The organism is Cobetia sp. SIMBA_158 (assembly GCF_046566945.1).
Lineage (GTDB): Bacteria > Pseudomonadota > Gammaproteobacteria > Pseudomonadales > Halomonadaceae > Cobetia > Cobetia amphilecti.
Map to the genome: position 1 here is coordinate 106,174 of NZ_JAWJYL010000010.1, position 19,101 is coordinate 125,274.

Annotated in this window: 20 protein-coding genes and 3 tRNA genes; 7 read left to right on the forward strand and 16 right to left on the reverse strand. The window is 65.3% G+C overall.

Features of this window, described 5'->3' with window-relative positions; all coding sequences use genetic code 11:
- Window positions 1-295: 295 nt before the first annotated feature.
- Window positions 296-907 (reverse strand): 1,6-anhydro-N-acetylmuramyl-L-alanine amidase AmpD, encoded by a 612-nt coding sequence (gene ampD, locus R2R70_RS14690; RefSeq protein ID WP_410978379.1) that lies wholly within the window; start codon window positions 905-907, stop codon window positions 296-298.
- Window positions 908-1,078: 171 nt separating this feature from the next.
- On the opposite strand from ampD, the gene nadC reads away from it, so the two are divergent.
- From nadC to R2R70_RS14705, 3 genes are all read left to right on the forward strand, one after another.
- Window positions 1,079-1,942, forward strand: a complete 864-nt coding sequence (gene nadC, locus R2R70_RS14695; RefSeq protein ID WP_054556845.1) for a carboxylating nicotinate-nucleotide diphosphorylase — start codon at window positions 1,079-1,081, stop codon at window positions 1,940-1,942.
- 110 nt (window positions 1,943-2,052) lie between these two features.
- On the forward strand, window positions 2,053-2,712 hold the full coding sequence (locus tag R2R70_RS14700) for a class I SAM-dependent methyltransferase (RefSeq protein ID WP_410978380.1): 660 nt from the start codon (window positions 2,053-2,055) through the stop codon (window positions 2,710-2,712).
- Window positions 2,713-2,847: 135 nt separating this feature from the next.
- Complete coding sequence (locus R2R70_RS14705; protein ID WP_410978381.1) at window positions 2,848-3,642, forward strand: SDR family NAD(P)-dependent oxidoreductase; 795 nt, start codon at window positions 2,848-2,850, stop codon at window positions 3,640-3,642.
- 104 nt (window positions 3,643-3,746) lie between these two features.
- On the opposite strand, the gene R2R70_RS14710 is transcribed toward R2R70_RS14705, so the two are convergent.
- From R2R70_RS14710 to R2R70_RS14725, 4 genes are all read right to left on the reverse strand, one after another.
- On the reverse strand, window positions 3,747-4,268 hold the full coding sequence (locus R2R70_RS14710; protein WP_234368093.1) for a GNAT family N-acetyltransferase: 522 nt from the start codon (window positions 4,266-4,268) through the stop codon (window positions 3,747-3,749).
- Between the two features lie 93 nt (window positions 4,269-4,361).
- On the reverse strand, window positions 4,362-5,042 hold the full coding sequence (gene mtnC, locus R2R70_RS14715) for an acireductone synthase (protein WP_410978382.1): 681 nt from the start codon (window positions 5,040-5,042) through the stop codon (window positions 4,362-4,364).
- Entirely contained in the window at window positions 5,039-5,635 is a 597-nt protein-coding gene (locus tag R2R70_RS14720) for a 1,2-dihydroxy-3-keto-5-methylthiopentene dioxygenase (RefSeq protein ID WP_410978383.1), read from the reverse strand. The genes mtnC and R2R70_RS14720 overlap by 4 nt, the downstream gene beginning before the upstream one ends.
- Window positions 5,632-6,297, reverse strand: coding sequence for a methylthioribulose 1-phosphate dehydratase (locus R2R70_RS14725; RefSeq protein ID WP_410978384.1), 666 nt, complete (start codon window positions 6,295-6,297; stop codon window positions 5,632-5,634). The genes R2R70_RS14720 and R2R70_RS14725 overlap by 4 nt, the downstream gene beginning before the upstream one ends.
- 359 nt (window positions 6,298-6,656) lie before the next feature.
- Between R2R70_RS14725 and tsaA the strand changes: the two genes are divergently transcribed.
- Both tsaA and R2R70_RS14735 read left to right on the forward strand, forming a co-directional pair.
- Window positions 6,657-7,397, forward strand: a complete 741-nt coding sequence (gene tsaA, locus R2R70_RS14730) for a tRNA (N6-threonylcarbamoyladenosine(37)-N6)-methyltransferase TrmO (RefSeq protein ID WP_043333824.1) — start codon at window positions 6,657-6,659, stop codon at window positions 7,395-7,397.
- A 187-nt stretch (window positions 7,398-7,584) separates the two neighbouring features.
- Entirely contained in the window at window positions 7,585-8,163 is a 579-nt protein-coding gene (locus R2R70_RS14735; RefSeq protein ID WP_043333775.1) for an NADPH-dependent FMN reductase, read from the forward strand.
- Between the two features lie 161 nt (window positions 8,164-8,324).
- On the opposite strand, the gene purC is transcribed toward R2R70_RS14735, so the two are convergent.
- The 4 genes from purC to dapA all read right to left on the reverse strand — a co-directional run bounded on the left by purC (window position 8,325) and on the right by dapA (window position 11,996).
- Entirely contained in the window at window positions 8,325-9,041 is a 717-nt protein-coding gene (gene purC / locus R2R70_RS14740; RefSeq protein WP_043333774.1) for a phosphoribosylaminoimidazolesuccinocarboxamide synthase, read from the reverse strand.
- Between the two features lie 194 nt (window positions 9,042-9,235).
- Window positions 9,236-10,018 carry an MBL fold metallo-hydrolase gene (locus R2R70_RS14745; RefSeq protein ID WP_043333823.1) on the reverse strand — a complete coding sequence of 261 codons (783 nt, stop codon included), beginning with the start codon at window positions 10,016-10,018 and terminating at the stop codon, window positions 9,236-9,238.
- 155 nt (window positions 10,019-10,173) lie between these two features.
- Window positions 10,174-11,112 (reverse strand): hypothetical protein, encoded by a 939-nt coding sequence (locus R2R70_RS14750; protein ID WP_054556839.1) that lies wholly within the window; start codon window positions 11,110-11,112, stop codon window positions 10,174-10,176.
- Window positions 11,112-11,996, reverse strand: a complete 885-nt coding sequence (gene dapA / locus R2R70_RS14755; RefSeq protein ID WP_043336386.1) for a 4-hydroxy-tetrahydrodipicolinate synthase — start codon at window positions 11,994-11,996, stop codon at window positions 11,112-11,114. Before dapA ends, R2R70_RS14750 begins: the two co-directional genes overlap by 1 nt.
- A gap of 447 nt (window positions 11,997-12,443) precedes the next feature.
- Here dapA and R2R70_RS14760 point away from each other — a divergent pair, with 447 nt between their 5' ends.
- Complete coding sequence (locus tag R2R70_RS14760) at window positions 12,444-12,920, forward strand: peroxiredoxin (RefSeq protein WP_054556838.1); 477 nt, start codon at window positions 12,444-12,446, stop codon at window positions 12,918-12,920.
- A 134-nt stretch (window positions 12,921-13,054) separates the two neighbouring features.
- Here the strand turns inward: R2R70_RS14760 and R2R70_RS14765 are convergent, their stop codons facing one another.
- A complete protein-coding gene (locus R2R70_RS14765) occupies window positions 13,055-14,146 on the reverse strand; it encodes an AI-2E family transporter (protein WP_043336373.1) in 1,092 nt (363 codons plus the stop codon).
- Window positions 14,143-14,409: a sulfurtransferase TusA family protein gene (locus R2R70_RS14770; RefSeq protein WP_043336423.1), complete on the reverse strand. Its 267-nt coding sequence runs from the start codon at window positions 14,407-14,409 to the stop codon at window positions 14,143-14,145. Before R2R70_RS14770 ends, R2R70_RS14765 begins: the two co-directional genes overlap by 4 nt.
- A 255-nt stretch (window positions 14,410-14,664) precedes the next feature.
- On the opposite strand from R2R70_RS14770, the gene R2R70_RS14775 reads away from it, so the two are divergent.
- Complete coding sequence (locus R2R70_RS14775; RefSeq protein WP_410978385.1) at window positions 14,665-16,167, forward strand: M48 family metalloprotease; 1,503 nt, start codon at window positions 14,665-14,667, stop codon at window positions 16,165-16,167.
- A gap of 110 nt (window positions 16,168-16,277) precedes the next feature.
- Here R2R70_RS14775 and nadA read toward each other — a convergent pair whose 3' ends face one another.
- The 5 genes from nadA to rluB form a co-directional block, all read right to left on the reverse strand.
- Window positions 16,278-17,357 carry a quinolinate synthase NadA gene (nadA, locus tag R2R70_RS14780; RefSeq protein WP_404813630.1) on the reverse strand — a complete coding sequence of 360 codons (1,080 nt, stop codon included), beginning with the start codon at window positions 17,355-17,357 and terminating at the stop codon, window positions 16,278-16,280.
- Window positions 17,358-17,653: 296 nt separating this feature from the next.
- Window positions 17,654-17,728 (reverse strand) — tRNA-Lys (locus R2R70_RS14785).
- A 16-nt stretch (window positions 17,729-17,744) separates the two neighbouring features.
- Window positions 17,745-17,819 (reverse strand) — tRNA-Lys (locus tag R2R70_RS14790).
- 36 nt (window positions 17,820-17,855) lie between these two features.
- Window positions 17,856-17,930: transfer RNA gene (locus R2R70_RS14795), tRNA-Lys, on the reverse strand.
- Window positions 17,931-18,190: 260 nt separating this feature from the next.
- The gene (gene rluB / locus R2R70_RS14800; protein ID WP_043336411.1) at window positions 18,191-19,051 is read right to left on the reverse strand and encodes a 23S rRNA pseudouridine(2605) synthase RluB; all 861 of its coding nucleotides are present in this window, start codon (window positions 19,049-19,051) and stop codon (window positions 18,191-18,193) included.
- Window positions 19,052-19,101 lie beyond the last annotated feature (50 nt).

Sequence of the window (19,101 nt, forward strand, 5' to 3'; positions counted from 1 at the left end):
GACGCGCATCCTGCGCCAAAGCAGGGCACAAGATGCAGTCATTTGGCGTGAAAGATACCGCAAACACCCCCGCGTGCCAATTCAGGGCAGCAAGACTCACCGGGCAGGTGCAAGGCTTGGCTGCCCCGCGGAAGCACTGGCCTCATGCGCCTCGCGGTCGGGACTCATACGCCAGACTGAGCCGCCCTCGATGGCCGTGATGTAGTAAAACTACCAACGCGCCCCGCCACTGGGCGTTTCCTGCCTGGAGACGCCACACAATGCTGCAATGCACCATCGCGAGGCACCTGCGACCTTAGTCATGAATGTCGTCCAGCAGGCGATCGAAGTAAGCCCAATCGAAGGCCGGACCAGGATCCGTCTTGCGCAACGGCGCAATCCGCGCATGCGAGGTGATGCGCTCGCGCGTCAGCGCGGGATAGCTCGCCATCAGGCCGGCCACGGTGCGTGCCAGGGTGCGATATTGGACATCGCGATAAGGATGCACCTCATCGCCCTCGAGTTCGATGCCGATGGTGAAATCATTGAGCTCGACGCGTTCACGCTGACCGTCATGCCAGCGCGAGCGACCGGCGTGCCAGGCACGACGATCGAAGGGCACGAACTGCACCAGGCGACCGTCGCGCTGGATCAACACATGCGCCGAGACGCGCAGCTGATGGATATCGGCAAAGTAAGGGTGGGCGCCAGGGTCGAGCTGATTGGTGAACAGCTGCTCGATGGCCGGGCCGCCGAAGCGTCCGGGCGGCAGGCTGATGGAATGCAGCACCAGCGCCGAGACTTCTCCCTCGGGACGAGCATTGTGATTGGGAGACGGCACCTGACGGGCGCTCTCCAGCCAGTGCTCGGGGGTGACCGCCAGACGCGTCAGGTGGCCCGACCGCGGGGAAGAGGACAAGGGGGGCATCGAAGACTCCAGACGGGAAGGTCGTCGCACGCGGGGACTGACCGCTCGCGTGGCTTTTCCTATAATGGCGCACATTATGGCATGCTCGGCAGCCACGGGTCTGTGCCACTGCCCTGGCACACGCACAGACCCCGGCTCCGGCAGCACTCTTCGTACAAGGATCAGACGCGCATGAACTTCCACGACGCCCTCGCCGAGGATATCCGTACCAGCGCCGCCCGCCTGCTCGCCGAGGATGTCGGCGGTGGCGATATCACCGCCGAATTGATTCCGGAGCGCCAGTGGGCCAAGGCGCGCGTGATCAGTCGCGAACCGGCCATCCTGTGCGGTGTGCCCTGGGTCGATGAGCTGTTTCGGCGCCTCGATCCGCGCGTCAGCCTCAAGTGGCTGGCCAGCGACGGTGATCGCCTCGAGGCCGACGCGCCCTTCCTGGAGCTGGAAGGCCCGGCACGTTCACTGCTGACCGGCGAGCGCGCGGCGCTCAACCTGCTGCAGACACTCTCCGGCACCGCGACCCGCGCCAGCCACTATGCCTCGCTGGTCGAGGGCAGTGGCGTGCGCCTGCTCGATACCCGCAAGACCCTGCCGGGCATGCGTGTCGCGCAGAAGTACGCCGTCAGCTGCGGCGGTGGCCACAATCATCGCATCGGCCTCTATGACGCCTTCCTGATCAAGGAAAACCATATCGCCGCCTGTGGCAGCATCGCGGCGGCGGTGCGTGAGGCGCGCGACATCGCCTCCGACGTCACCTGCGAAGTGGAAGTCGAGAATTTCGAGGAGCTGGCCCAGGCACTGGATGCCGGTGCCGACGTCATCATGCTCGACAACTTCGACAACGATCAGCTCATCGAGGCCGTGGCGCGCAACAAGGCGCATGCCAAGCCGGCCGTGCTGGAAGCCTCCGGCAACGTCAGCGAGGCGACCCTGCCGGGTATCGCCGCCACCGGCGTGGATTGCATCTCGATCGGCGCGCTGACCAAGGACGTGACCTCCATCGACCTGTCGATGCGCATCTACACTGTCGAGACCCGCTAGCCAACGACAGGTGAATGCCTTCCTGCTGGCCAGCTCCTGTCCTGCAGAGGTCGCCGCTGACGCCGGCCCAGCTGTCACGACACATTGCCATGCCGCCAGGGAGGCGCCACATGTCCCCGCCATCTCCTCATCAACCGCCACCTGAAGCCCCCAGGGCATCAGGCGGCGGCTGGCAGACGCGCCGCTGGAGTCTCTACGCGCCGATCTATGACCGTGTGGCCGCCCGCATCCTGCGCTCCGCGCGGCGTGATGCCATCGCGACTCTCGATATCCAGGCGGGCACCCGCGTGCTGCTGCTCGGCGGTGGCACCGGGCTCGACCTGCCCTTCCTGCCCCGCGACATCGAACTCGAGGTGATCGACGCCTCCCCCGCCATGCTGCGCCGCTGCCGCGAGCGTGCCGAGACGCTGGGCTTCGATGCCAACGTCAAGCCGGGCGACGCCATGGCGCTCGACTTCCCCGATGGCTATTTCGATGTCGTCATTGCCCACCTGATCATCGCCGTGGTGCCCCAGCCCCAGCGCGCCTTCGATGAAGCGCTGCGCGTGCTGGCCAGCGATGGCGAGTTGTCGCTGCTCGACAAGGGCCTGCGTGGCAATCGCCCGGCCGGGCGACTGCGTCGTCTGCTCAATCCTCTGGCTCAACTGGTGGCGACCAACCTCAATGTGCCGCTGGACAACCTGCTGGAGGGCCATGCGGTGCAGCGACTCGAGGACCGCGACCTCGGCCCCGGCGGGGTGTTGCGCCACATGCATCTGCGCAAGATCTGATCTGCACTGCCGCTCCCCCCTTGCATTGCGCGTTCGGCATCGCCATGCAATGAGCACACCCGGACGACGAAAGCGACACAGCTCGAGGCACCTGACTGGGCTCTCGTCGCCGTCGCTCCCTGCAAGGAGGTTTGCATGCAGATTGATCTACGCGGCCGCAGCGCCATCATCAGTGGTTCCACTGCCGGTATCGGCTTCGCCATCGCCACAGGGCTTGCCCGCGCAGGCGCCAGCGTCACCTTGACCGGCCGCACCCAGGCGCGTGTCGATGAGGCCGTCGCCAGCCTCAGAGACAAGGCGCCCGGCAGCGAGGTACAGGGCGTGGCCGCGGACCTGGGCACACGCGAAGGCTGCGACACGCTGATTCACGCCGTGCCGGACACTGACATCCTGATCAACAATGTCGGCATCTTCGCCCCGCAGGATTTCTTCGACACCGACGACGACACCTGGGAGCAGTTCTTCCAGGTCAACGTGATGTCGGCGGTACGCCTGTCCCGCCATTATGCGCGCGGCATGAAGGAGCGCGACTGGGGCCGCATCCAGTTCCTGTCCAGCGAATCGGCGCTCAACATCCCCAGCGAGATGGTCCACTACGGCATGACCAAATCCGCGGTGCAGTCCGTCTCACGCGGGCTCGCCAAGGTGCTGTCCGGTACCCAAGTGACCGTCAACGCCATCCTGCCCGGGCCGACCCGCTCCGAGGGCGTGCTCGAGATGCTCAAGCAGAACGCCGAGGAGCAAGGCAGGTCACTTGAGGAGGTCGAGGCCGACTTCGTCAAGCAGGCCCGCCCGACCTCCATCCTGCAGCGCCTGGCAAGCCCCGAGGAAGTCGCCAACATGAGCGTCTACGCTGCCTCCGAGCAGGCCAGCGCCACCACCGGCGCCGCACTGCGCGTGGAAGGCGGCATCGTCGACACCATGGCCTGATCGTCTGATCACGCGGCATGACTGACACCATGCCAGACACAAGACGCCCCCGCCGGATGACCGGCGGGGGCGTCTTCATTTCCGATATCACCGTGACGCACGCGTCACTCGTCGAGACGTTTCTCGAAGCGCTCGCGCTTGAGACAGATGCCATCGCGCTTGACGTGCTCAAGCCCGAGGCTGAGCCAGCCACGGCGGGCCAGGCCCGGTGACAGCGTCAGACTGGCCTCCAGGCTCATCACGCGCACCTTGCGCTCGCGCAGGTCGCGCTCGGCCGCCGCCAGCAACTGGCTGCCGATGCCCTGCCCCATCAGACTCGGATAGACGTAAAGCATCTCGATGCGCGCGAGCGGCCATTCGGGGGCGTACTCGCAGAAGCCGATGCAGCGGCCATCACGCTCCGCCACCAGCACCTCGAAGCGATGCTGACGCGCGGCCCAGCGTTCGGCGTCGCGCGGGACACGCGCGGCCCACTGCTGGCGCTGCGCCAGATCATAATGACCGGCAGCGCCCTGCATGACGGCCTGGTAGAACACCTCGGCCTGATCCGCGGCATGCTGCGGCTGCGCCGCCACGATATGAACACGCTCCCTGGCCACTTCACGGCTATCGGTCTGGCTGTGCAATCGTTCGTCCTCCTTGTGTCCTCGAACGAGGACGATGTATTCATGGAAAATCTGACAGGCCCACGGCTGACACCTGTCACTGAAGCGTCCTGTTCAGCCGCTGAAGGACACCTCATCGAAGCGGCTGGCCCGCGGGTGATCTCCGGTGACCATGTCCGGCTCTCGCACCAGCTGCCAGGTATGGAAGCCGGCGGCTGCAGCGGCGTCCAGCTCGGCGACGACATCCGACAGGAACAGGATCTCCGCGCCCGGAATGCCCAGCTGACCGGCGATGCGGCGATAGCTCTCGGCTTCCTGCTTGGAGCCCGTGGTGGTGTCGAAGTAGCCGGCAAACAGCGGAGTCAGATCGCCGACATCGGAATGCCCGAACAGCAGCTTCTGGGCCTGGATGGAGCCTGAAGAGTAGACATACAAGGACAGGCCGCGTTCCTTCCAGTCGCGCAATCCCTTCACGGCATCGGGATAGACATGGCCGGTGAAGTCGCCGTCCGCGTAGCCCTGTGCCCAGACCATGCCCTGCAGTGCCTTGAGCGGCGTGGCCTTGCGGTCGGCGTCGATCCAGCCTTCCAGAATGGCGATCACGGCCTCGAGATCGGCCGCGGGCGCCTCGGCCAGCTCGCGGGTGGCGGCCAGCTGCTCGGCGACGTCCTCACGCTCGGCGTTGGCACGCACGAAATCGCCCAGATTGGCGCGCGCATAGGGGAACAGCACCTGATGCACGAAGCGAATCGAGCCGGTCGTGCCCTCGATATCGGTGACGATGGCGCGAATCATGCGGACTCCTGGGAATGCGGGGCTGCGGTCTGGGTAAAGTGCTCGGCCAGCGCTTCATGACGCGGGAAGCGGGCAGCGATGTCATTGTCGGTGAAGTTGGCGATCCAGCCTTCCGGATTGGTGAACAGGCGGATGGCGGTGAAGTCCGGCGTCGGCCCCATGTCGAACCAGTGCGGCGTGCCGGCCGGCACGGCGATCAGGTCATCCTTCTCGCAACCGACCGCCAGCACGCGCTCGCCCAGATGCAGATAGAAGATGCCGCTGCCGCGCACGAAGAAGCGCACCTCATGCTCCGCGTGGCGGTGCTCATCGAGGAACTTGCCGCGCAGGGCGTCGCGGTCAGAGTGATCCGGCGTCAGGCCGATCACGTCGGCGGTGACGAAGCCGTTCTCGGACTTGAGACGCGCGACATCGTCGGCGTAGGCCGCCAGCACCTGCGTCTGGTCGGTGGGGTCACTCATCTCGCAGCCCGCCGTCCAGCGCTCGAAGCGAATGCCTTCGGCCTCGAGTTCGCTGGCGATCTGCGCGCCATCATTGGTGATCAACTGCGGACGCGAGGCGTCCTGCTCGGCGTAGATGGCCAGAAAGCTCATCGCTGTCTCCTCAGTTCCAGTTCACAACCCATCAGGAAATCGAGCGCTTCGACATGGCGGCGACAGGCCGTCATGCTGCTGGCCCAGGTATAGAGGCCATGGCCGCGGATCAGGTAGCCGTGCAGACCGGCATCGGCGGCCAGCCGGGCGCGCACGTCCAGCGCCAGCGCCTCGATATCCTGAGTATTGTCGAAGACGGCCAGGCGTACCGCCGTCTCATGACTCTTGACGCCTTCCAGCGCCTTGTTGAGCTCGAAACCCTCCAGGCTCAGGGTGTCGCCCTCATGACACAGCGACAGCACGGTGGCGGCCCTGGAGTGGGTATGCAGAATCGCCTGCGCGTGGGGCAGGTCTTCGTAGAGCTGGCCATGCAGGCGCGCCTCGTCAGAGGCCTTGCGGGAAGTGCCCTGCAGCCTGACGGCAAAATCGCTGACCAGAATGTCGCCACTGGTCAGGCGGCCCTTGTGGCAGCCCGAGGCGGTGACCGCCATCAGGCGACCGCTGAGACGACAGGAGAAGTTGCCACCGGTGGCCGGCACCTGCCCGGCAGCATCCAGCGCCTGACCGGCCTCGATCAACTGTTGGCTCGCCAGTGCAAGGCGGTCGAGGTCCAGTGTCGACGGCAGGCCGTCGGCAGCGGCAATGGCGATAGGGTCTGACATGATCAAAGTTGCCCTCAAGAGTCGCGCGGGGCATTCACGCCCCGTCGCCAGCATCACGATTCAGCGCCACGCGGCGCTGCTCTCGCGGCAGACTACACAAGCCGACCCAGTGAGACCAGTCATGCCGTGCGACGACGAGCATGGCATCATGGCGGCCTGGAATGTCACACGACATTCTGCGCCATCATCACTTCAGCCTCTGCCACGGTCATGCCATGTCCTCTCCCGATCAGCCCGCCAACCCCCACCCGATCGCCGATACGGCCGAGCGCCCGATGAGCGACGCCGCACTGGCCAGGCGCCTGCCGCTGCTGCCCCCTCATCTGCGTGAACAGGCCGCGGCGCTGGGGCAACAGGCCATGCAGCCGGTGGGCATCATCGAAAGCTGCTACCCGGACAAGTTCGGCATTCCCCGCCAGCCGGGGCTGGCGCGCCACGCCACCGCCATCCTGCACCTGCTGCCACCCTTCGATGACCCGGACTGCGTGCGCGACATCGAGGGCTTCAGCCATCTGTGGATCCACTTCCTGTTCCACGCCAGCCCCACACGTTGGACGCCCTTGATCCGCCCGCCGCGCCTGGGGGGCAACGCGCGCACCGGCGTCTTCGCCTCGCGCAGCACCCACCGTCCCAACCGACTGGGGCAGTCGGTGGTCGAACTGGCAGGCGTCGAGACGGCGGCCAACGCCACGCCGGATGGCGGGCAGTCGGGCAAGCGCAACGGCGTGCGCCTGCTGCTGCGCGGCCATGACCTGCTCGATGGCACGCCGGTGATGGACATCAAGCCGTATCTGCCGTGGGTCGATGCGGTGCCCGAGGCGCGTGCCGGCTACGCGCCTGCGCCACCGCCACGTCACGCCGTCGCCTTCAGCGCACCGGCCGAGCAGACACTGGCGACGCGGGCCGACAGCGCCACGCTGCGCGCGCTGATCGAGGAAGTGCTCGCCCAGGACCCGCGCCCCGCCTATCACGCCGCCAGGCCCGCCGATGGCAAGCGCCAGTATGGCGTGCGGCTGGTGGACGTGGATGTGCGCTTCACGGCCCGCACGCAACCCGATGGCTCCTTGACGATGGAGGTCGCGGCCATCGTGGCCGTCTGATCAAGCCCTTGCGCGAGCCAGGGCAGCGCCTTGTCCAGTGGGGGGCAACGCCTTGCATGAAGCGGATCGAAGGATTGCGCGCGCCAGATCAAGACAATGCCAGATTGGATTGGCAAACCGTCACGAGTCCTGACCATACTGGGCGTGCGTTCCTTCATCTCCACTCGCTTCACCGGGAGTCCGCCGCATGAGTATCCGTCTGCTTGCCTTTGCCGCCAGTACCCGCAAGGCCTCCGTCAATCGACGCCTGATCGAGCGCCTGGCGCACCACGCCCGACAGGAAGGTGCCGAGGTCAGTCTGCTCGATCTCAACGACTTCCCGATGCCGCTCTACGATGGCGACAGCGAAGAGGCCAATGGCCGTCCCGCCAGCGCCGACCGCCTGCAGGAGATGCTGGCCAGCCATCAGGGGCTGCTGCTGGCGACGCCGGAATACAACGGCTTCTTCAGCCCGCTGCTCAAGAACACCTTCGACTGGCTGTCACGCCCGGCGGCGGATGGCCAGAGCGGCATGGACGCCCTGCGCGGCATGCCGGTCGGCATCGTCTCGGCCTCACCCGGTGCAATGGGCGGCATGCGGGCGTTGCCCTTCGTGCGCCTGTACCTGAACAATCTCGGCATGCTGGTCGCGCCCCAGCAGATCGCGGTCTCGCGCGCCGCCAGCGCCTTCCACGAGGATGGCAGCCTGGATGACGAAGGCCAGGACCACGCCCTCGCGGCTGTCGCCCGCCAGGTGATCGACCTGGCCAGCCTGCGCGCCTCCTGAAGCGCCACGCCTCTTTCCTCACAGCTACGTTCCCGGCCAGACACTTGGCGCCTGCCAAACAGGAACGGCCCCCTGCCATTGGCAGGGGGCCGTTCCTTGATGCGCTGTCTGTGACGTCAGAGCGTCAGTGCATCACCTCAGACTTAGACCCAGATTCAGGCTCAGGCCGAGAAATCGATACCAATACGGCGACCGACTTCCTCATAGGCTTCGATCACGCCGCCCAGGCCCTGACGGAAGCGGTCCTTGTCGAGCTTCTCGCGCGTCTCGGCATCCCACAGACGGCAGCCGTCCGGCGAGAATTCGTCACCCAGCACGACCTCACCCTTGAAGACACCGAACTCGAGCTTGTAGTCGACCAGCAGGATGCCGCCGTCGAGGAACAGCTGCTTGAGGATGTCGTTGACCTGGAAGGTCAGTTCCTTGGCGCGCGCCAGATGCTTGGGCTCTGCCCAGCCGAAGGTCTCGACCAGCGACTCGTTGATCATCGGGTCGCCCTTCTCGTCGTTCTTGAGGAACAGCTCGAAGGTCGGCGGATTGAGCTCGATGCCTTCCTCGACCCCCAGACGACGCACCAGTGAACCGGCGGAGATGTTACGCACCACGCACTCCACCGCCATCATGTCGAGACGCTTGACCAGACATTCGTTGTCGCTGACCAGACGCTCGAAGTGGGTCGGGATACCGGCCGCCTTGAGTTTCTCCATGATGAAGGCATTGAACTTGTTGTTGACCATGCCCTTGCGATCCAGCTGCTCGATACGCTTGCCGTCGAAGGCGCTGGTATCGTCGCGGAATTCCAGCAGCAGAAGATCCGGGTCGTCAGTGACGAAGACGGATTTGGCCTTGCCAGCGTAGAGCTCTTCACGCTTTTCCATGAGATTCCCCCTGATGACGCTAGACGCGTCGAGTGTTGAGGCGGTCGACGATGAATCGATCACGCTTGAGTCTGTCACGCCCAGTCGAGAAGGACTGTGGCGCTGGTGTATGAGGTGATTCGAGAGCTGTCCATCTGGTCAGCTCATCCGGAATCACAAACGCCCGATCGCGAAGCGACCGGGCGTCATGAATATCAGGCGATGGCCTGCCAGCCAAAGCCGCTGTCCTGCGCGGCGATGATCAGGCGACTATCGTCATCCGCAAGCCAGGGGGCCAGTGCCTCCCGGGCCAATGACGGATGGTTGTTGCTCTCCGACAGGTGCGAGGCCACCAGCCGCTGCAGGCGCGCCAGCCCCAGATAGGGCAAGGCGGCGCATGCCTGGGCATTGGCCAGGTGGCCGAGCCGCCCCCCGACCCGCCGCTTGAGGCTGGGCGGATACGGCCCACTGGCCAGCATCTGCGGATCGTGGTTGAACTCCATCACCAGTGCGTCGCAATCGGCAAAGCACTGCAGCACATGCTCACTGACATGACCGAGATCGGTCAGCACGCCGAGGCGACGCGTGGCCGTCTCACCGCGCCGGTTGAACACGAACTGCACCGGCTCGCGCGCATCGTGGGGCACCGTGACCGGCAGAATCTCGAGATCCTTGATCGCGAACTCCTGCTGCGGCGTGATCAGATGCCGACTCGGCAGCGCACCGAGCTTCTTGGCACGCCCGGCAAGCCAGGTGCCAGTGGTCAGATGCACCGGCACACCATGACGACGCGCCAGCGGCCCCACGCCGCTCAGGTGATCACCATGTTCATGCGTGACCAGCACGGCGTCCAGCTGCGAAGGATGCACGCCGAGGCGCGCCAGGCGCGCCTCGGTCTCCTTGAGGGTGAAGCCGCAATCGACCAGCACCAGTGCCTCGCGAGTGCGGATCAGCGTGCCGTTGCCCTTGCTGCCGCTGCCCAGCGAAGCCATCGCCATCACGCCCTGGGCGTCGCCACTCGGCCCACGGGCGGCCGTCAGGCCAGTCGCCAGCGCCCCACTGCCTGCCACCGGGAGGGGGATCTGAAACGACGCAGCCGCCTCACCCGACGAGTCGTCAGATGAGGCGGCGCAGGGCGTGTCGAGCCACATGCTCAGCGCAGTGTCGACGCCACGGCGTCGAGCAGCTCACGCGCCAGTGCCGGCGTGGTCTCTTCACCATCGGCACGGGTCGCCGTGACCAGGGTGTGGTCATTCTCGGCGCGCAGCTTGAGTACCATCGGCACCGGGTCACCATCGCCGCCGATACCCAACCAGCCGCCATCACGCTCTTCACGCGGGATGTAATCGACCATGAACTCGCCACGCGAGCGGTCCTGATCGGTCAGCGTCTGGTAGTCGGTGTTGAAGTTCTTCTGCAGCTGATAGAGCAGCTCGGCCCAACTGCGCTCGGTGTCCAGCGCCAGGTCGACCTGCCAGGTGCCATCGCGACCTTCCAGGCGCACGCGGTCATCACGACTGAGCGACTGGGCCGCCAGCGAGACACCACTATCGGCGGAAGACGCGGCCAGATAGCCGCTCAGCGCGTTCAGGCAGCTGCCGGCGACATCGCCGCCCTGCTGACAACGCACTTCGGAGGCATCGGCACGCAGCCCCTGGCTGACGCTGATGATGCCCTGGGCCGTGGTGATCTCGCCCTTGCCGGCATCGATGCTCTGCACATCAAGGCCCTGGTCGCGCACGAAGGACTGCAGACGTGTCCATACCGCTGCCGGCGCGGCGTTCACGGCCAGCCAGCGGGCATCGCCGCTCTGACGCATGGCGACGAACTCACGCCCGCCCTGCTCGCTGGTCGCCAGCGGCTGGGGACGCGGTGCCTCGAAGTCGTCGCTGGCCAGGAAGTCACTGCTGGCCTGCGGCACCGGCATGGAATCCTGGTAATCACCACGATTGATCGTGTCCGGCAGCTCCAGCGGCGGCGCGATGCTGGCATCGGCATACTCGCTGTTGCGATCGTAGTAGTAGCCATCACTGGAACAGCCTGCGACCGCGAGCGCCGTCAGCAGGGCCAGTGGCACGAAACGCTGACTCATCAGTTGAGCACCTCGGCCAGTTGCAGTGCTTCCTCGACCGTGGAGTGGTACTGCTCGGACAGCCAGGTCAGCGGCAGACGCACGCCGGATTCCGGCGACAGGCCCATGCGGTGCATGGCGAACTTGACCGGGATCGGGTTGGACTCGACGCCCATCGCGGAGTGCAGCGGCATCAGGCGCGTGTTGATCTGGTGAGCGCGCTCGGCATCGCCGGCCACGGCGGCTTCACACATCTCGTGCATCAGGCGCGGCGCGACGTTGGCCGTCACGGAGATATCGCCATGACCGCCCATCAGGATGAAGTCGCAGGCCGTGGGGTCGTCGCCGGAGTAGAGCGCGAAGTCAGTGCCCTTGAGGCGGTCGATCAGTTCCTGACCGCGCTCCAGGTTGCCGGTGGCATCCTTGAGGCCGACGATGTTGTCGAGCTCGGCGAGACGGAAGACCGTCTCGTTGTAGATATCGGAGCAGGTACGACCCGGCACGTTGTAGAGAATGACCGGGATACCGGCCTGCTCGGCGACGGCCTTGAAGTGCTGGTAGAGCCCTTCCTGGGTCGGCTTGTTGTAGTACGGCGCCACGGAGAGGCAGTAATCCGCACCGACTTCCTTGGCGTAGCGAGCCAGTTCGACCGCTTCGGAGGTGGCGTTGGCGCCCGTGCCGGCGATGACCGGAATCTTGCCGGCGACCGTCTCGACCACGCAGCGGATGACATCGAAGTGCTCCGCGAAGGACATGGTGGTCGGCTCGCCGGTGGTGCCGGCGGCGACGATGGCATCGGTGCCATTTTCGAGGTGGAAGGCGACCAGCTGGCGCAGGGCGTCCCAGTCGATCTCGCCGGTGGCCTTCATCGGGGTCGCCAGTGCGACAATGCTACCTGTGATCATCCCTCGAATTCTCCTCTGGTGCCTGATGCGCCAGGCGTGTCCCTGCGCTGTTGAAACAACGGATCTCGGGGACAGACATCTGACATAAATTGGTTGACGCAGGACTCTGATTGCGTGGGCACGCCGACACGCGAGTCGCGTCAAGGGTGATGATGTTACAAAGACCATCGAAGCCTGTACAGACGCCATCTGCACCCGTTGTGCAAAGCGGTGGATTCCCTCGCCTGTCCGCGGGGCAGATGCACGGTGGATGGGCGCGATGGCGCCGGTCGCCAAGACGGTGAAACACAAGAGTTCTGCCCTGTCTTTGACAAGTCAGGACGCCCTGCGTGTAATGCAGGACACACCGCAGAAGCGGGCAAGCGCGATGCCCATCACTGCCGGTTTTTTTCATCATTCAGCACTGTCAGCCGCCACATGGCCGTCAGTCACCGCCAGGAGAGCACGATGAGCGTCAGCCTCGGTCAGCCAATTCCCGACTTTACCGCCCAGGCCACCAGTGACACCGAAGTCACTCCGGCCAGCCTCAAGGGCAAGCAAGCCGTCATCTATTTCTACCCGAAGGACCACACGCCGGGCTGCACCACCGAAGGCGGTGACTTCCGCGACAACCTCGAGGAATTCGAAGCGGCCAACACCGTGATTCTCGGCGTTTCCCGCGACAGCCTGCGCACCCACGAGAACTTCCGCGCGAAACAGGGCTATCCGTTCGAGCTGATCAGCGACCCGGACGAGACCCTGTGCAAGATCTTTGACGTCATTCACATGAAGAAATTCATGGGCAAGGAAAGTCTCGGCGTGGTGCGCTCCACCTTCCTGATCGACGCCGACGGCAATCTGGCGCGCGAATGGCGTGGCGTGAAGGTCAAGGGCCATGTCGAGGAAGTGCTGGAAGCCGCCCGCGAGCTCAACGCTGACCGCTAGTCTCGAATGGCAGCAGCTCGAGTGGCAGCTGTCCGTGTGACAGCAGCTCGTGGAGAAACAGCTGAGCAGAGAGCGCCTGTGCGCCAGCCGCCTCAGCCATGAAAAAGCCCCGCCGATTGGCGGGGCTTTTTCGATCAGGCGCTCTTGTCCGCGACCCGATTCTCCTCGGCGCGCGCCCGGCGCGGCCAGGCGTAGAGCAGCGACTTCATCAGGGTCGCCAACGGGATGGCGAAGAACACCCCCCAGAAGCCCCAGATGCCGCCGAAGAACAGCACCGCGAGGATGATCGCCACCGGATGCAGATTGACCGCCTCCGAGAACAGCAGCGGCACCAGCACGTTGCCATCCAGCGCCTGGATGATGCCGTAGGCGATCATCACGTACATGAAGGTATCGCCCAGCCCGTAATGGAAACCGGCGACGGCGGCGACCGGCAAGGTTGCCCCTGCCGCGCCGATATAGGGAATCAGCACCGAGAAGCCGACCACGATCGCCAGCAGCGCCGAATACGGCAGCCCGAAGGCGACGAAGGTGACGTAGCTGACGCCGCCGACGATGACGATCTCGATCACCTTGCCGCGCACGAAGTTGGCGATCTGGTCATCCATCTCGTTCCAGACCCGGCTCATCAGCAGACGCTTGCGTGGCAGCAGCGCCAGCGTGAAGTCCACCAGCCGCTCGCGGTCCTTGAGCATGAAGAACACCAGGATCGGCACCAGCACCAGGTAGATCACCACGCCCATCAGGTTGCCCAGCGACGCCAGCGACAGCGATACCGCGCGCTGCCCGAACTGGGTCAGCTCACGTCCGGCGGCGCCGACCCACTGCTGGACCTGCTCCGGCGTGATCAGGCCGGGGAAGCGCTCCTGAAGCTCGCCCAGCCAGCGCTGCCCGGAGGCGAACATGCCGGGAATCTCCTGGATCAGATTGGCCAGCTGATGCCAGACCAGCGGCAGCAGAATCAGCGCACTGGCCAGCATGATGCCCATGAACACCAGCGTCATCAGGCTGACCGCCGCCAGGCGCGGCAGGCCGCGGCGCTCCATCCAGCTCACGCCGCTCTGCAGCAGGAAGGCGACGATCAGGGCGGTGAAGAATGGCGCCAGCATGCTGCCGAGCAGAATGACGGCGGCGAACACCAGCACCAGCACCAGAAACAGCACCACCGCTTCTTCGTCGGAGAAATAGCGTTCGATCCAGCCACGCAACAACGTCTTCATGGTCATGACGGATCTTCCTCGCACAGCGCCTTGATCACGAAGCGATAATCGCCCTCTGGCGTCTCTTCACGCGAGACCAGCGCGTGATCGCTCAGCGCCAGATAGGCAGGGATGTCGCCCCAGGCGCCGGCGTCGCTGGCGAGGACCTCGAGTTGCTCGCCGGCACTCATGCCAGCCAGTTTGAGCTTGGTGCGCAGCAGCGGCAACGGACAGTGCAGGCCGCGCGCATCCAGCGTCTGCAGGTGGGTATCGGCCGTGGAGTCAGCCATCGGATTCGCAGTCTCAGCGCCAGGTCGTTCGAATGCCATCTGCCCTTCCGTTCTCGTTATGATGTTCTGCCGCACGCCATGGAGGGTGCAGCTTGAAAACGCCCCGATTTAAGGGCACCTTGCCTGACAAAGCAACTTTCCGCCCTGCGCGGCTGCGTCTTGCCCGGGCTCACGCAGGGCCGTCAACGCCAGTGCGGCGCCCGGCAATCCTGCGAGCCGACCGCACCTTGCGCCATATCGAAGAGGATTGCCTGCATGTCGTTGCTGCCCCCCTTGAGCGGACGCGTCCGCATCGGACGCCGCGGGCTTGCCACCCTGTCGAGCGCCCTGCTCGGCCTGTTGCTGATGGGCGCGCCGGTCGCCAGTGCGCCGGCCGCATCCCACAACGACTATGGACTGCCTGACCTGGGGAGTGCGAGTGGCGGCATCTCCAGCAACGATGAATATCGTATCGGTCGCGCCTGGCTACGTCAGTTCCGCGCCCATGTGCGTGAATGGGATGATCCCATCACTCTGGACTGGATCGGTAGCATCGTGCGTCAACTGGCGCCGTGGAGCGAGCTGGATGACCGCAATTTCATCATCACGCTGGTCGCCAGCAGCCAGCTGAATGCCTTCGCCGTGCCCGGCGGCGTGGTCGGCGTCAATACGGGCCTGTTCGCCTTCGCGCCGGACCGCGACGCCTTCGCCTCGGTGCTCGCCCACGAACTGGGCCACCTCTCCCAGCATCACTTCGCGCGCAACATGGAGCGCCAGGCCGAGACGCGCCTGCCGACGCTGGCCGGCTTCCTCGCCGGCATGGTGATCGCGGCAGGCGGAGGCGGTTCAGCGGGCATCGCGACCATGGCCGGCACCCAGGCCGCTGCCATTTCCGATCAGCTGGCCTATTCGCGCCGCTTCGAGCAGGAGGCTGACCGCGTCGGCATCGATGCGCTGTCACGCGCCGGCTTCGACCCCGAAGCCATGCCGCGCATGTTCCGCGCCATGCAACGCATGGCCAGCCTGCAGGGCGGCAATGCACCGGAATTTCTGCTCACGCACCCGGTGACCGAGGCGCGCATCGGCGACACCCAGGCCCGTGCCGACGCCATGCAGAAGGTGACCCCCGACCCGCTCGCGCAGCTCGCCTACGCGATGATCCGCGCCCGCGCCCTGCTGGCGCTCAATCTGCGCCAGCCCGAGCAGGGGCTGACGACACTGCGCGAAGACAACCCCGACCCCGACGCGATTGCCTACTATCAGGCGCTGGCCGCGGCGGAGCACAACCAGGTCGACAAGGCACTGGCCGCGCTGGACCGCCTGCACGACAAGCATCCTGACCTGACCTTGATCAGCGCCAGTGCGGTCGAGGTCGCGCGGGATGCCCGGCGTTATGAGGAGGCGACCCGCCGCGCCAGACGCCTGCTGCGCCTGCAACCCGACTACCTGCCGACCCGACTGGCCATGGCGGAAGTCGCGCTGCAACAGGACCCCGCCGCCGCGCGCCAGCAGCTGGAGGACATGCGCCGCGACCATCCCGATGACCCCAAGGTCTGGAGCCTGGCCTCCGAAGCCAGTGGGCGCAGCGGCCACACCGCCGAGGCCTTCCTGTATCGCGCCGAATTCGACCAGCTGGAGGGCCGCATGGACAAGGCCTTCGCGCAGCTCAAGCTGGCCGACGAGGCCGCGCGCAAGAACGGCGACTTCAGCATGGCCAACCGTATCAGTTCACGCCGGGAGGACTTCAAGCGCTATCGCAACGCCATCGAGGAGTTCTGAGGCACGCTCCCTCTCGCTGCACCAGGCAAACAAAAACCGCCGCCCCGGGGAATCGGGAGCGGCGGTTCTGGTTCATGCAGGCAGCAATCGGTGGCGATCAGCGTCAGCGCTCAGCCGCGATTGAATTCCAGCATCCGCGTCAACGGCTTCAGGGCGCGCTCACGCAGGTCATCATCGACGAAGACTTCCTCGGCATTGGCTTCCGCCGGATCGCGACGCAGCACGGCGGCCAGATTCTCCAGGCCGTTCATCGCCATCCACGGGCAGTGCGCACAGCTCTTGCAGGTCGCGCCATTGCCGGCGGTCGGCGCCTCGTACAGCTGCTTGTGCGGCGCAGCCTGCTGCATCTTGAAGAAGATGCCACGATCAGTCGCGACGATCAGCTGCTGATTGTCGAGCTCGACGGCGGCCTTGATCAGCTGCGAGGTGGAACCGACCACATCGGCCAGCTCGACCACCGACTGCGGTGATTCCGGGTGCACCAGCACCGCGGCGTCCGGGTAGACCTTGAGCAGGTCACTGATGCCCTGGGCGCGGAACTCGTCGTGGACGATACAGGCACCGTCCCACAGCAGCATGTCGGCACCGGTCTGCTTCTGCACGTAAGCGCCCAGATGCTTGTCCGGCGCCCAGATCAGCTTCTCGCCCCGGGCGTGCAGGTGCTCGATGACATCGACGGCGATCGAGGAGGTCACCACCCAGTCGGCACGCGCCTTCACGGCCGCCGAGGTATTGGCGTACACCACCACGGTGCGGTCGGGATGGGCATCACAGAAGGCCGCGAACTCGTCTTCCGGGCAGCCGAGGTCCAGCGAGCAGGTCGCCTCCAGCGTCGGCATCAGCACGCGCTTCTCCGGCGACAGGATCTTGGAGGTCTCGCCCATGAAGCGCACGCCGGCGACGATCAGTGTCGAGGCGTCATGGCGGGCACCGAAACGTGCCATCTCGAGCGAGTCGGCGACGCAGCCGCCGGTTTCCTCGGCCAGCTGCTGGATGGCGTCGTCACAATAGTAATGCGCGACCAGTGCGGCATCACGCTCGATGAGCAGCTGCTTGATCTCGTCGATCAGCGCGGCATCCTCGGCGGCGGGGCGTGTCGGGCAGTAAGCGCGGGCCAGATGCTCGCGCACCTGCTCACGGACGGCATTGTGGGCCTCACGACCCGGCATGGCATTAGTCAGGCTGTTCATGTGTCTCTCACCTAGCCCACAGGGGCTCCCCCTGTGCTGAGTGGGTCAGGACTCGGCCCGGACACGAACGGCCCGTGGCGGCCCTGCCAGCGCTGCAGCTGGGCTCCCCAGACTGCGGCGTGTGCCTTGGGCGTCTATCGCCCGCAGCGTCGTCCGCACTGGGCGGACATGAGCCTTGGCTCGCCCACAAGGATACGCCTGGCGCGATCACGGCTCCAGTCGACTTGGGGACAACGGACTCTTTCCTTTCGCGTAACAAAAATTGCCCCGCGCCAATGAAGGCACGGGGCAAGATCTGGTGGGTCGTGAGGGATTCGAACCTTCGACCAATTGGTTAAAAGCCAACTGCTCTACCACTGAGCTAACGACCCAAAACTGGGTGGCGGATGGTGGGTCGTGAGGGATTCGAACCTTCGACCAATTGGTTAAAAGCCAACTGCTCTACCACTGAGCTAACGACCCGCCGCCGGGTGCTTTGCAAGAGACCATTCCAGAGAATGGTGGGTCGTGAGGGATTCGAACCTTCGACCAATTGGTTAAAAGCCAACTGCTCTACCACTGAGCTAACGACCCTTGCGAAGCGGGACGTAAGATACCGCCGATCCCGTTTCGACGCAAGCCTTTTGCAAAAAAACTTCAAGCAAATGACCAGCTTGTCCGCTGGCACCTCGCGAAACGCCCGCGCCAGCGCGTGGCCAGCGCCTGCGCCAGCCCCTGTGACAAAGACCCGCAAGCCCGCGATGGGCGCGGGCTTGCGGGTTACCACTTAGGTCGCACGAGCTTATGCCATGTCAGTGAATGACGGCATGTTGCCGCCCTCACCGACTGCGCCATCAGCGCGGCTTGCGCGTACGCTGCGGCGGCTTCTTCATGGCGCGCACCGGACGACGCTTCTGCTTGTCGCGGCTCCAGCGATTCTGCTCGTCCGGCGTCAGGGCCGGCGCCTTGCGATGCTCGAGACCTGCCAGCGTGGACAGTTCATCGATCTCGCTCTGCTCCATCTCCACCCACTCACCGGCGCGAGCGCGCTTGTCGAGGAAGATGTTGCCGTAGCGCACGCGCTTCAGGCGGCTGACGGTCAGGCCCTGGGAATCCCACAGACGGCGAACCTCACGGTTGCGGCCTTCCATGATCACGACGTGGAACCAGCTGTTGATGCCTTCGCCACCGAATTCCTGCACATCGGTGAAACGTGCCGGGCCATCTTCGAGCATCACGCCATTGACCATGTTGACGACGTGCTCGCGCTTGACCTCACCCATGACACGCACGGCGTACTCACGCTCGATCTGGGTCGACGGGTGCATCAGACGGTTGGCCAGCTCACCATCGGTGGTGAACAGCAACAGACCGCTGGTGTTGATGTCGAGACGACCGATCGCGATCCAGCGCTCGCCCTTCAGACGCGGCAGACGCTCGAAGACGGTGCGGCGGCCTTCCGGGTCCTTGCGCGTGCACAGCTCGCCTTCCGGCTTGTTGTACATGATGACGCGACGCGCCGTCTCTTCGGCGCCCTTAAGGCTCTGCGGACGATCGTCGAGGCTGACCTGGTCACGCGGGCCGACGCGATCGCCCAGCTGGGCGACCTTGCCGTTGACCTTGACGCGACCGGCGCTGATGGCGACTTCCATCTCACGGCGGGAGCCGAGACCGGAGCGCGCCAGCACCTTCTGCAGTTTCTCGTCTTCAACCAGCTTGTCGCCCTTGGCCTGCGGCGGCAGCGGACGCAGTTCCGGCGCGTCGG